Raw genomic sequence first — 12,647 nt, forward strand, 5'->3', positions numbered from 1 at the left:
CCCCTTAAGGAACAAATCCGCTCGAGGTGCAGTTCGGTCCTTTTAAGATGTAGGCCCGAATGTGGTTGAAATCGATAAAGCCAAACAGAAGGTTATTGCCAAAGTTGTGCGGCACTGGATCACCTCAGAGGTAATCCGCAATTACCTTCGCAACCTGCTAAATCTGCCTGTAGAACGGGAGCTGCCGGCTGAGCAAAGGTATTTGCTGGAGGAACTTGATAGGGCCGACAAAGAGTGACGTATGGCTCTCCACTGGTTCAACCCTCCGGTCCCCGTCAAGACCGAGCGTCCCGGGATCATCCGCAACGTCAACAACGCCGAGAAAGCCGGCGAGGAGCTGATGAAGTGGACCAAGCGTGGCCCTTGCTGGGACCTCGCGGTGCGCGTTTGCATGGCCGTGATATTCGACGAGATGGAACCTGAGGAGGCCCGTAAGGCATTTCTGGCTGCTGCAAAAGAGGAGGGGACATTACTCCCCCAATGAGAACTAGCTAAATTGGATGCGGTATAAGCTTCTAGGTGTCTATTACCAACACCGCCTTCGCGCGAAAGGAGCCCGCCGCCAGTGAGGGAGAGGCGACGGACCCCCCCACAGCGGCTGCACATCCACGAAGAATCCCGCTGCCACCTCTAAACCCGCGAGGGCCTACATCGTTCCCTTAGCTGCGGCTAAAGCGGGGTTGGTCGGCGGGCTCTTGCCGCTCTAAGTTCCCCCTTATGGGTCCTCTCTGGTTCTCTCCACCGGTCTACTTGAAGACGAAACGTCCGGGCATTCGCAATGGGGTCAGCCACGTCGAGGGAGCCGCCGAGGAGCTCATGGGGTGGGACACAAAGGGCCCGAAGTGGACCAAGGCTGTCCAATCCTGCGTCGATGCATTCGAGGGCAAATCCTCCCCCCAAGAGGTCCGTGAAGCCTTCGAGGCGGCTGCCAAGGAGGCCAACGTGTATCTCTCCCCTGACTAGGAGGTATCATGGCAACCCATTGGTTCGTCCCTCCGGTGTTCGTGAAGACTGAAACCGGTGTCTGGCATGGCTGCAACAATGCGAGGGCAGCCCTTGAGCAGCTCAAAACGTGGACCCGGAGAGGACCCTGCTGGCATAAGGCGGTGACGCTGTGCCTGTCAGATCTGGAGGGCGATTCGATTGACCCTCAGGTGGTGCGAAAGGCCTTTGAGGCTGCCGCAAAGGAGGCCAAGATGTATCTCTCCCCTGAGTAGGAGGTGTCGTGGCAACCCATTGGTTCTCCCCTCCGGTGTACGTCAAGACCGACCGACCTGGGGTCACCTACGGGTGTAACAATGTCGAGGGTGCCGCCGAGGAACTCCTGAAGTGGATCAAGATGGGACCTAAGTGGAGGAAGGCTGTGCAACTATGCATCGACGCCGTCGAGGATCGGGCGACCCCGGAGGAGGCCCGTAAGGCCTTCGGGGCTGCTGCTAAGGAGGAGGGGATGTTCGTGCGAAACGTTGAATGTCGCGAACTGGCGCAAATTAGTTCCCACCTGAGCGTAGAAGAAGATCCATGTACGACGGGTACATCCCATGACATTGTATGGTGTAGCAACGCTGATCGCGTCTGTGCCGACCGGCGGACGGTTGCAGCACGTTTCGTATGCTGATTGTCGCGATGGCGAGCGGCATGAATTTCGGAAGGGATATGAGAGCCAACACTTCAGGATCTCCCGGCGATGAGGCGCACTCTACCCGCAGCAGAATCAAAGAGGTCGCGGCCGAGTTCTATGTCCTGCGCGGCCACGATGGTTTCAGCTTCGGCGATATAGCGACGGCAATCGGCACGACGCGCGCCAACATCCATCATCACTTCGGCAACAAGCGTCAGCTGATGGAGGAATTGATCGCGGACTTCGCCGCCAACGCCGAGGCCCGCATCAAGCGCTTCTGGACGACCCCCGATATCCGGTTCTTCGACCGTCTCGATATGCAGCTCGAGGATCTGCGCCGCTTCTATGAACGTTTCAACGCTGAGACGGGAGCCCGCAATATGTGGAGCCCGCTTTCGCGCCTTCGCCACGACCTCCCAGTTCTCGGCGAACCAGCCGAACATGCCCTGGAGCGTGTCAACCGGGTCTATGAACAGAGCCTACGCCATGCGGTGGACCAGGCTGTGAAGGATGGAGAACTTTCTCCCGACACGCTCAGGGACGAACTCGTGCACATGCTGCGCATTACCCTTCTGTCCTGTCCACCGATGACGCAGGACACCGGAAGCTTCGACGAGGTCGCTAGGACCTTCGCAGCACTGGCGGCGATCATCCGCGCAGCTTGGCAGGATGCGGGGAAGGGCTCGCGCCGAGGCTAGACATCCAGTGGATCAAAGCGAGGGCGAGTTGACAGATGTTAGCCTCCGGGTTACTTACTTACAGGTAAGTCAGCCCGTGGCGGCGACGAGGCGCGTACAAGGGAGGATCACGTGCTACGCGATGACGAATTCACCCGTTTCGAGGTCAGCCCCTTCACTGGAGCGCTCGGTGCAGAAATCCGCGGGATCGATCTGGCGGGCGCGAGCGAGGATGCTTTCGAAGACGTTCGCCGCGCGCTCTACCAGTATCATGCGCTCGCCGTGCGCGATCAGGAGCTTGACGCCGCTGGCGTCCACAAGGTCGCGCGCCGGTTCGGGCCATTTAGCGGCAATCCGGTGCACACGCCGATCGACGGCTTCGACGATATCGTGCGCTTCGTGCGCGAGCCGGACGACACGGGCAAGGTGATCGGCGAGGACTGGCACATGGACCTCGCCTGGCTACCAAAGCCGCCAGGCATTACGATCCTCTACGGTGAAGAGGTGCCGCCGGTCGGCGGCGACACATGCTTCTCAAGCCTCGAGAAGGCATATGACTCGCTTTCGCCGCGGCTGGTCGAAATCCTGCAAGGGCTGACGGGCGTCCATAGCGGCCGCGGGGTCTTCGCCATCAACGCGGCCCACAGTCGGCTGGGCGTCAAGGCCGATGTCGAGGCGATCGAGAATGCCGTCGTCGAGCACCCTGTGATCTGTCGGCACCCCAAGACTGGCCGGCGCTATGTCTTCGTCAGCAGCGTGATGACCAATTTTAAGGGGATGACGGAGGAAGAAAGCAAGCCGATGATCGACTTCCTGATGGCGCGGGCTGTCCGGCCCGAGTTCAACTGCAGGCTGCGTTGGGAACCGAAGACGCTCGGCATGTGGAACAATCCCCACGTCCTGCACACTGCCATCAACGATTATCCCGGATATCGCCGGGTGATGTACCGAACGACGGTGGAGGGCACCGTTCCACTTGCCGCCAGGGACGGCTGACGCGCAACCGCTCAGGGAGGAGCAATGGCATTTGGTTCCGAGGCGTCCGTCGGCCACAGAGGGGAAGGGGCGGCGGAAGCGGCTGGCGAGACCAAGAGGCGGCGCTTCGCGTTTTCGCCTGCCTATCTCTATGCGACGCCCGTGCACCTCCTGGTGCTTGGGATCATCGTGCTGCCCTCCATCTTCGTCCTGTGGCTGAGTTTCGAGGCCTCGTCATTCGGCCAATCGGCAAGCTTCGTTGGGCTCGATAACTATATCCGCGTCCTCACCGATCCATATTTTTGGGGTTCGATCTGGAACACGGTCCTCGTCGTCGCCGTCGCGGTTCATATCGAACTTCTGCTCGGTCTCGGCCTGGCTCTGCTTTTCGCCTCCGGGCTTCCCTTCCAGCGTGTCATGCTCGTCGTGGTGCTCGCTCCTTACGCTATCAGCGAGGTGACGGCGGTCGCAATGTGGCGCTTCCTGTTCGATCCAGACGTCGGGCCGATCACGCTGATGCTGCGATACACCGGGCTGCCGACGCTCGACTGGACGTTCATCCCTTCCCATGGCCTCATCCTCGTCGGCCTGCTGACAATCTGGCTGCACCTGCCATTCACATTCATCATTCTCTATGCGGCACGGCTCGCGGTTCCGAAGGAGCTCTACGAGGCTGGGCGCACCGACGGGGCCAACGCGTTCCAGCTCTTCCGCAACATCACGCTACCGCTTCTGGCGCCAGCGATCCTGATCGCGCTGCTCTTCCGCTACATCTTCGCCTTCCGCCTCTTTTCCGAGGTCTGGCTCCTGACCCAGGGCGGCCCGGCGCGCACGACCGAGGTCGTTTCCGTTTATCTCTATCAGGAAGGCTTCCGCTACAACTCGTTCGGCACGGCGGCCGCGACGGCGTGGATGATGGTCGTCATCTCGCTGCTGCTTGCGACTGGCTATGTATGGCGGCTGCGCAAGGAATCCGTGGCCAATGCGTTCTAAGCGTCTCGCCATCGGTGCCGGAAAGACGCTCGCTGTTGCGGCAATCGTCGTCTGGTCGCTGTTTCCGATCGGTTTCATCGTGCTCTCGTCGTTCAAACCCGGTCGCGAGATTTTCGCGGTTCCACCAGAGCTCTTCTTCGAACCGACCTTCGAGCACTACGCCTCGTTATGGCAGCGCTGGCCGGCCTTTTTCGACGGGCTCGTCAACAGCCTGATCATCACCACCGGGGCAACGGCGCTTGCCGTCATGGCAAGTTTGCTCGCTGGTTTCGCCTACTCGCGCTATCGAGGCGTCCGTTTCCTGGAGGGATCGGTGATGTTTCTGATCGGATCGCGGCTGATCCCGCCGATCGTCGTGACGCTGCCACTGTTCCCGGTCGTCAATCGGCTCGGGCTCAACGACACCCATCTGGTGCTGATCCTGCTCTACGCGACCTTCTTCGTCTCGCTCGGCACGCTCCTGATGCGCACGTTCATTGACCAGGTGCCGCGCGAACTCGACGAGGCGGCTGTCCTCGACGGCGCGCGGCCGCTGACGATCCTTGTGAAGATCATCTTGCCGCTCGTAGCGCCCGGCATGCTCGCCGTCGCCGTCTTCGTCGTCGTCTTCGCGTGGAACGAGTTTCTGTTCGCCTATATCTTCACCGCCAACCACGCCAAGACTGCGCCTTTGGTCCTTTCAGAGATGATCAGCTCGATCGATGGCGTCGACTGGGGCGTGCTCTTTGCGGCCTCTACCGTCCAATTGCTGCCGGTTCTCGTCTTCGTGGTCCTGATGAACCGGTTTCTTGTCGCCGGGTTGACCGCCGGCGCGACCAAGGGGTGACGACGTCACCGAGAAAGGGAGGAAGACAATGCCTTTGCACATGACACGCAGAGCCCTGCTGACGACCGCGATGGCCGCCGGCGCGACGGGCGCATTTGGCCGGTTGGCCCATGCTCAGGTAAAGACGCTGAACGTGCTTTGCCATCGCGTCCACCAAACCAACCTGACGACCGGCGCCGCCGGCAATGTCATCAAGCCCTGGGAGGACAAGAACAACGCCCAGATCTCCTGGACGACGCTCGACAGCAATCCGCTCCAGGACCGGCTATTCCGGGAGGCGAGCCTGAGCGAGACCGATTTCAACGTCGGCTATATCATCGACAACCGCATGACATCGCAGATCGCCTCGCTCTTCGAGCCGCTCGACGACCTCCGGAAAGCCGAGCCGATCGAGGATTTCGACGATATCGTCGAGGGCCTGCGCCAGTCGATGACCGTCGGCGGCAAGCTCGTCGGCATCCCGGTGCGCCATGCCACGCAGGGGCTTTTCTACAACGAGGAGCTGCTTCAGGAGGCCGGCATTTCGGCGCCACCGGACACGCTGGAGGAGCTGGTCGAGCAGGCGAAGAAGCTGACCTTCACCTCCAAGTCCAGTACGCCGGTCGTCGGCATGATCCTTGCGAGCGACCTCGCCGTCTTCCCGGTCATGTTCGCCCGCGCCTTTGGCGGCGATTTTATCGACAAGCAGTTCCGGGTGGTTCCCGATCCGGAGGCGATGGAAAAAGGCCTGTCCGTGCTCGCCGACCTCTTCAAGGCCGGGGCGCTCCCCCGCAGCTACGCCACGACGCGCAATGACGACATGGTGACTTGGATGCAGCAGGGACGCGCAGCCTTCGCGGTGCTGCCTTTCGCCCGCTACGCGCAGCTCAACAACAAGGAACAGTCGACCGCGCCGGGAAAGATCAAGGCGATCGAGTTCCCCGGCTCCAAGACCCTCGGCAGCGGTCAGGAAATGCACCCGGTCGTCGAATCCTGGGCTATGGCCATTCCCGCCAATTCGGCGGACAAGAAACTCTCCTGGAGCTATCTCCGCTTCGTAGCGAGCAAGGCGGCTACACTCGATATGGCGCGCAACGGCAATGGCCCCGTCCGCTCATCGACCTATGCCGAGCCGTCGTTCGCCGGGTCGCAGCCGCAGGCGAAGGTCGAGGCTGCCGCCCTTGCCAAGGCGAGACCAGCCTTCCCGGCTTTTCCCGAAGCCGCTCGCGCTCAGTCGACGTTTCTCGAGGAGGTTCAGCTCGCCGTCCTCGGTCGCAAGAACCCGAAGGAAGCGGTCGCCGCCATTGTCGACCGCGTCAAGCCGCTGATGCCAGCGTAATCGTATGGACCGACGTGGCCATGTCGCCTCGCACATACCAGGCGGCTCATCGGTGAGGATCAGGCGCGGTCGTAAAATTGTTGTCGGGTGAGGCTCGGGTGAGGCGATGTCCATTGGCCGGGCCTTCGGTGGCGCGAGCTCTGGACTGCTTAGCAGCGTGCTGGTGGCAAGAGGATGAATGATCGGGCGCCACGGTCGGGCGGGGATGAGGACGCGGATATAATGTCGTTGTTATTCTTCCTGTGGAATGCAGCGAGACGATCTCCAGGTTGCTGATACCACCCGTTCGCGCTGCTTACAGCGCGCGATCGGCCCGCGTAAGCAACGCGCCATATCTTTGCGCGTTTTCAGGCATGATGAGGCGCGCGCATCAACTCGGCAGATTCTCTTCTGCCCTCAAGATGGCAAGCCATCGCCTGCCATCTCGATGGCGCAAAGCTGCCGCGCTATATCTGCGGAAAAGGAGACCCACATGGCAGAGCCTCAACTTTCCGTAAGAAGTGCCAGAGCGCGAGACCTTGCGCACCGGCTTGCCCGTCGCGAAAATCGTTCGATTGCAGACATCGTCGAACGTGCCCTTGAATCCTACGAAGCGCGGGAGGCAGGTCGCGAACCTGCGTCGATGTTTTACGCGCGCATCGCGACGATTTACGGCACCGATATCGACCTTGAAGCGGGGATCCGAGACGATCAGCGGGTTCATGTAGGACCTGAGCTTTGATCTTTCTGGACACCATGTGGTTTCTGAAGCTTTGAAGAAGGCGCCTAGCGCTGCCGCTACGCATGGCTGGTTCGCCATGATGCTGAACTGGCGCTTCCGACTGTGACAATCGCCGAGATTTCCTTCGGCATTCAAAAAATTCGACCCGATCAGCGTGCCGAGCGGCTGGAGCAGGGCTTGTCCGATTGGTCTCGTCGTTTCGCCGGCCGAATCTTCGGGCTGACTGAGGAAGCCGCATTGGCCTACGGGGCAATTATGGGAACTGCTGCACGCCAAGGTCTGGGTATGTCCGCGCCCGACGCATGATCGCCGCGATAGCGCGTGTCAACGGAGGCCGCCTTGCGACGCGAAACTTGAGCGACTTCGATAGGACCGGCCTCGATCTGATCTCTCCTTGGGAGTTTTGACGCCTCGGAAGTAGGCGTCGTTCAGCATCGGGAAGAGAGGGGCATCCCCTAAGCCCCGATTCCTTGGTGAGATTGACCCGGAAACGGTCGCGCCGGCGCTGCTGAGGCATGGCCGAGCTGCTTTTGCACTTATCAACCCCATCAAGCGCTGATGCCAGCGGGTCTTGTTGGGGTGCGTAGTATCCTTCGGCTCCTTTGCTTCATTCTGTCCCACCATCTACCTGAGGTTTTTCCGATCGCTGGACGACGGTGTGATGCCGGCTCTTGGACGGGACGGCGAGCCACGCCCTTGGCGCACGAAGATCATCAACGGCTCCTAATCGCGCGACTTCCGCTCGACGAAAAAAGCTTGACGTTGCCATATTCAGATGCGTTTACTTGATCCGTAACTAGGATACAAATTCCATTACTATGGAACACAGCGAAGGGAACCAAGATGAAGCGTTTCTTGCAAATCGTCGCTTCGCTCGCCGCGCTTATGCTGCCGGCGACAGGCGCTGCCTGGGCCGAGCCCGCTAAAGGTGGAGTGATCGACGTGGCGACCATTGGGGAGCCGCCGACGCTCGATCCGATGGCCTCGACCGCCGATCTGGTTGGCATCGTCACGCAGCACATCTACGAGACGCTCTATACCTTCGACAAGGATTGGGGCATCACGCCGCTGTTGGCCGCCGACATGCCACAGATTTCGCCCGATGGCCTTACCTACACCATTCCGCTCAGAACCGGCGTAAAGTTCCACGACGGCAGTGATATGAATTCGGCCGATGTGGTCGCTTCGCTGCAGCGCTGGATGAAGATTGCCACGCGCGGCAAGCAGGCAGCCGAAGTCATCGCTGCGGTCGACGCCGTTGACGACAACACCATCAAAATCACCCTGAAAAAGCCGTTCGCGCCGCTTCTGTCGCTTCTGTCGCTGAACAATGCCGCTGCGATCATCATCCCGTCGGAAAACGTGGGACAGGAGCCGCTGACCAGCTTCGTCGGTACCGGCCCGTACATGTTGAAGGAACGCAAACCCGACCAGTACATCCAGCTTGCCCGGTTCGACGGTTACAAGTCGCGCGACGGCGAACCGAACGGCTATGGTGGCGCCAGAAAACAGTATCTCGACGAAATCCGTTTCGTGCCGGTTCCCGATGCGAACACGCGCGTCGAAGGCGCTGTCTCCGGCCAGTTCGCCTATGTTGACTCGCTGCCGGTCGAGTCCTTTGACAAAATCTCGGGTGGCAAGACCCAGCCGGTCATCTTGAAGCCGTTCGGCTGGCCGGTATTCGTCCTGAATACCAAGCAGGGGCTGAATTCCGACATTCGCATCCGCAAGGCGATACAAGCGGCGCTGGCGCCGAACGACATGCTGCTCGCCGCATTCGGATCGAAGGACTTCTTCGCAGCCGACGGCGACATGTACCCGCAAGGCTTTGCCTGGCACACGGACGCCGGCACCGAGCCCTACAAGCCCGATGGCGACACCGAAGCGGCTGCGGCGCTGCTGAAGGAAGCCGGCTATGACGGCAAGCCTTTGCGCATCCTCACCAGCCGCCAGTACGAGTTCCACTACAAGATGGCGCAGGTCGCGGCCGAGTATCTAAAAGCCGCCGGCTTCCAGGTCCAACTCGATGTGGTCGAATGGGCGACGCTGACCAAGAACCGCACCGACCCGGCGCTGTGGGACATCTACATTACCCACAGTCCGTTCCTGCCCGAGCCGTCGCTCACGGGCATAATGTCGGATTCCTCGCCGGGTTGGTGGGTTTCGAATCGCAAGCACCAGGTGCTTGAGGCGTTCAACGCCGAAGCCGATCCGGCCAAGCGCGTCGCGCTGTTCGCAGATGTCCAGAAGGCGATCTATGACGAGGTCCCAGCGTTCAAGGTCGGCGACTTCAACGCCTTGGCCGCCCAGGCCCCCAAGCTGAAAGGCGTGACGCCGGCGCCATGGCCCTATTTCTGGAACGCTTATCTGGAAGGCAACTGAGACGGCTCCTCCCACCTTCCGCCTCAACCCAAGGATAGGCGGTCGGGTGCCGGCCGACAAAGCCGGCGCCCGGCAAACCGTTCGACGATTGCTCAGAGATGGCCGATGCTGCGCTCAATCCTCAACAGACTTCTCGGCATGATCGTCGTCATGGCGCTGGTCGTCACGATCGTGTTCGTCATCGTACGGGTGACGCCCGGCGATCCGGCGGCGGTCATGCTGGGTCCAGACGCCACGGCCGCCGATATAGCCGCGCTGCGGTCCAAGCTCGGCCTCGACGGCTCCATCCTCGAACAGTTCGGGCGCTACGTTCTCGATGTCGTCCGAGGCGACTTCGGCCAGTCGATCTTCCTGGGCGAGCCGGTCACGACCGCGCTCGCCCAACGCGCCGAACCGACATTTTTTCTCACCGTCTTCTCCCTGGTGATCGCAACGCTCATCGCGCTGCCGGTCGGAATCATGTCGGCCTATAAGCGTGGCTCTATCTTCGACCAGGCGGCAACCACGATTGCCATGTTCGCGGCCAGCGTGCCGAGCTTCTGGCTCGGCCTTTTGTTCATTCAGTTCTTCGCCGTGAAGCTCGGCTGGTTCGACACATCTGGCTATGGAGGGCCGGGAGCTTCGTTTGCCGACCGGCTTGACCATCTGGTGCTGCCGGCGCTGGCGCTCGGTCTCATAAGCTCGGCACTGATCACCCGCTTCACTCGCGCCTCGATGCTCGACGTGCTCAGTGACGACTATGTGCGGACCGCCCGGGCCAAAGGCATGAGCGAATGGCGTGTGGTGCTGAAGCATGCCTTCAGAAATGCCTTGATCCCCATCCTCACCGTCATCGGCCTGACCGCGGCACTGCTCATCTCCGGTGCGGTGGTGACCGAGACGGTGTTCGGCCTGCCCGGCGTCGGCAGCTTGGTCGTCTCGGCGGTTTTGCGGCGCGACTATCCGGTTATCCAAGGCGCGCTGCTGGTCATTGCCGGGCTGTACGTCTTGGTCAATTTCGCCATCGACATGCTCTATCTGGCTGTCGATCCGAGGGTTCGCTACTGATGGCCGCTATCTCGGTGCCGCTCCAGGCAGAGCCAAATATCCTCTCGCGGCTGATGACCCGGCCGACGGCGGCGGTGGGCATCGCCGTAATGATGGTCATCGTGCTCGCCGCAATCCTCGCGCCGGTCATCGCCCCCTACGCACCGACCAAGCTCTCCATTGCCAGCCGGCTGCATCCGCCGAGCCTCGACCACCTGTTCGGCACCGACGATCTCGGGCGCGATATCTTTACCCGCATGCTTTACGCCGCGCGCACTTCGCTGACGGTCGGCTTTGCTGTCGTGATCTTCGCCTCGATCATCGGCGTCGTTTTGGGACTGACTTCCGGCTTCTTCAGAAGGCTCGACGCGCCGGTGTCGCGGTTGATCGACGCCATGATGGCTTTTCCCGACATATTGCTCGCAATTGCGCTCGTGGCGGCACTAGGGGCCACCGCTTTCAATGTCGTGGTCGCCCTCGGCGTGGTTTATGCGCCGCGGCTCGCACGCGTGGTGCGGGCCTCGACGCTGGTCATTCGCGAACTCCCCTATGTCGAGGCGGCCCGCGCACTCGGCGTGCCGACGCCGGTTATCCTGGTGCGGCACGTCCTGCGCAACGTCACCTCTCCATTGCTGGTACAGGCAACCTTCATCTTCGCCAACGCCATCCTGGCCGAGGCCGGTCTGTCCTTCCTTGGCGTCGGCATATCGCCCGACATCCCGACCTGGGGCACAATGATCGCCACCGGCCGTCAATACATGGATCAGGCCGGCTGGATCATGATGTTTCCGGGCGGCGCCATCGTCGTCACCGTGCTGTCGCTGCAGCTCGTCGGCGACGGTTTGCGCGACCTTCTCGATCCTCGTCTGGCAAAGGACATCTGATGTTCGGCAATCGCTCTTCCCAATCCGAAAGGCCGCTGTTGATCAAGCGCGCAAAACCAGTCGGCTTCGGCGGCGGGTTTGGCCAGACCATCGACGTGCTGATCGGCAAGGATGGCCGCATCGCCGAAACTGGCTCAACGATCGCCGTTGGTGACGATGTGAAGATGCTTGACGCCAATGGCGCGTTCCTGTCGCCCGGCTGGACCGACCTCCACGTGCATGTCTGGTACGGCGGCACCGACATTTCGCTGCGGCCGCAGCAATGTGGCGCCGCCCGAGGCGTCACCACGATGGTCGATGCCGGCTCGGCCGGCGAAGCCAATTTCCACGGCTTTCGCGAGTTCATCATAGAGCCGGCGCGAGAGAACATATACGCGTTCCTGAACATAGGTTCGATCGGTCTCGTCGCCTGCAACCGTGTCAGTGAGCTGATCGACATGCGCTCGATCGATATCGACCGCACCATTGCCACCGTCGAGGCCAACCGCGACGTCATCGTCGGACTGAAGGTGCGTGCCAGCCACGTCATTACCGGCGGCTGGGATCTGACGCCGGTGCGGCTGGCGAAGAAGCTCGGGCGCATCCTCAAGCTGCCGCTGATGGTGCACGTTGGTGAGCCGCCGCCACTCTATGACGACGTTCTCGGCCTGCTGAGCGAAGGCGACATCGTCACTCATTGCTTCAATGGCAAGGCCGGCGGCTCGATCATCGAGGACGACGATCTTTATCGGCTCGCCGAGGATGCGGCGCGGCGCGGCATTGTGCTTGATGTCGGCCACGGCGGCGCCTCCTTCTCCTTCGATGTCGCCAGGGCGGCGCTAGAGCGCGGTCTGCCACCGAAGACGATCTCGACCGATCTGCACAACCGTTCGCTCGACGGCGCGGTGTGGGATATGGCAACCACCATGTCGAAGCTGTTGTCGCTCGGCATGGCATTCGAGGATGTGGTCACGGCCTCGACGACGGCGCCGCGCCGCGCCATCCGGTTGCCCGCCGACGGGTTGCTGGAAAAGGGCAGGCCAGCGGAATTCACTTTGTTCGACCTCGTCGAGGCCGAACTCACCGTGAAGGATTCGCAAGGGGCAACAAGCACGCTGCACCGGCTATTCGAGCCGCGCTGCGCTGTCCTCGGCGCCGAGGCGATCGTTGCCCACCGCCACCTGCCGCCGGAAGGGTCTGCGGGCAGTGTGCCCGTCTGTCCGCATTGCGGGTGGAAATCATGAG

The 12,647-nt window shown here is 61.4% G+C and carries 14 protein-coding genes and 1 pseudogene; all 15 read left to right on the forward strand.

The annotated features are described in order from the left end of the window. Positions 1–241: 241 nt before the first annotated feature. Positions 242–484, forward strand: a complete 243-nt coding sequence (locus tag NKJ23_RS07245; RefSeq protein WP_352503357.1) for a DUF982 domain-containing protein — start codon at positions 242–244, stop codon at positions 482–484. A 233-nt stretch (positions 485–717) separates the two neighbouring features. After that, positions 718–963: a DUF982 domain-containing protein gene (locus NKJ23_RS07250; protein WP_352679464.1), complete on the forward strand. Its 246-nt coding sequence runs from the start codon at positions 718–720 to the stop codon at positions 961–963. Between the two features lie 8 nt (positions 964–971). Further along, the gene (locus NKJ23_RS07255) at positions 972–1,217 is read left to right on the forward strand and encodes a DUF982 domain-containing protein (protein WP_352679467.1); all 246 of its coding nucleotides are present in this window, start codon (positions 972–974) and stop codon (positions 1,215–1,217) included. Positions 1,218–1,252: 35 nt separating this feature from the next. Continuing rightward, positions 1,253–1,618, forward strand: a complete 366-nt coding sequence (locus NKJ23_RS07260) for a DUF982 domain-containing protein (protein WP_352679857.1) — start codon at positions 1,253–1,255, stop codon at positions 1,616–1,618. Further along, positions 1,612–2,319 carry a TetR/AcrR family transcriptional regulator gene (locus tag NKJ23_RS07265; protein WP_352679469.1) on the forward strand — a complete coding sequence of 236 codons (708 nt, stop codon included), beginning with the start codon at positions 1,612–1,614 and terminating at the stop codon, positions 2,317–2,319. The genes NKJ23_RS07260 and NKJ23_RS07265 overlap by 7 nt, the downstream gene beginning before the upstream one ends. Positions 2,320–2,430: 111 nt before the next feature. Then, on the forward strand, positions 2,431–3,294 hold the full coding sequence (locus NKJ23_RS07270) for a TauD/TfdA dioxygenase family protein (protein ID WP_352679472.1): 864 nt from the start codon (positions 2,431–2,433) through the stop codon (positions 3,292–3,294). A 24-nt stretch (positions 3,295–3,318) separates the two neighbouring features. Continuing rightward, positions 3,319–4,266 (forward strand): carbohydrate ABC transporter permease, encoded by a 948-nt coding sequence (locus tag NKJ23_RS07275; RefSeq protein WP_352569921.1) that lies wholly within the window; start codon positions 3,319–3,321, stop codon positions 4,264–4,266. After that, positions 4,256–5,092, forward strand: a complete 837-nt coding sequence (locus tag NKJ23_RS07280) for a carbohydrate ABC transporter permease (RefSeq protein ID WP_352569920.1) — start codon at positions 4,256–4,258, stop codon at positions 5,090–5,092. Before NKJ23_RS07275 ends, NKJ23_RS07280 begins: the two co-directional genes overlap by 11 nt. A 28-nt stretch (positions 5,093–5,120) precedes the next feature. Continuing rightward, on the forward strand, positions 5,121–6,410 hold the full coding sequence (locus tag NKJ23_RS07285) for an ABC transporter substrate-binding protein (protein WP_352569919.1): 1,290 nt from the start codon (positions 5,121–5,123) through the stop codon (positions 6,408–6,410). Positions 6,411–6,882: 472 nt separating this feature from the next. Then, positions 6,883–7,131 (forward strand): type II toxin-antitoxin system VapB family antitoxin, encoded by a 249-nt coding sequence (locus NKJ23_RS07290; protein WP_352679475.1) that lies wholly within the window; start codon positions 6,883–6,885, stop codon positions 7,129–7,131. After that, a pseudogene (locus NKJ23_RS07295) lies at positions 7,128–7,538 on the forward strand (PIN domain-containing protein). Before NKJ23_RS07290 ends, NKJ23_RS07295 begins: the two are co-directional and overlap by 4 nt. 436 nt (positions 7,539–7,974) lie before the next feature. Further along, positions 7,975–9,513, forward strand: a complete 1,539-nt coding sequence (locus NKJ23_RS07300) for an ABC transporter substrate-binding protein (protein WP_502902505.1) — start codon at positions 7,975–7,977, stop codon at positions 9,511–9,513. A gap of 105 nt (positions 9,514–9,618) precedes the next feature. Beyond that, positions 9,619–10,560, forward strand: coding sequence for an ABC transporter permease (locus NKJ23_RS07305; RefSeq protein ID WP_352679478.1), 942 nt, complete (start codon positions 9,619–9,621; stop codon positions 10,558–10,560). After that, the gene (locus NKJ23_RS07310) at positions 10,560–11,423 is read left to right on the forward strand and encodes an ABC transporter permease (protein WP_352679481.1); all 864 of its coding nucleotides are present in this window, start codon (positions 10,560–10,562) and stop codon (positions 11,421–11,423) included. The genes NKJ23_RS07305 and NKJ23_RS07310 overlap by 1 nt, the downstream gene beginning before the upstream one ends. Further along, positions 11,423–12,646: an amidohydrolase/deacetylase family metallohydrolase gene (locus NKJ23_RS07315; protein ID WP_352679484.1), complete on the forward strand. Its 1,224-nt coding sequence runs from the start codon at positions 11,423–11,425 to the stop codon at positions 12,644–12,646. The genes NKJ23_RS07310 and NKJ23_RS07315 overlap by 1 nt, the downstream gene beginning before the upstream one ends. Position 12,647 lies beyond the last annotated feature (1 nt).

Origin of the sequence: Mesorhizobium sp. M0184, from assembly GCF_040322215.1 — a bacterium.
Lineage (GTDB): Bacteria > Pseudomonadota > Alphaproteobacteria > Rhizobiales > Rhizobiaceae > Mesorhizobium.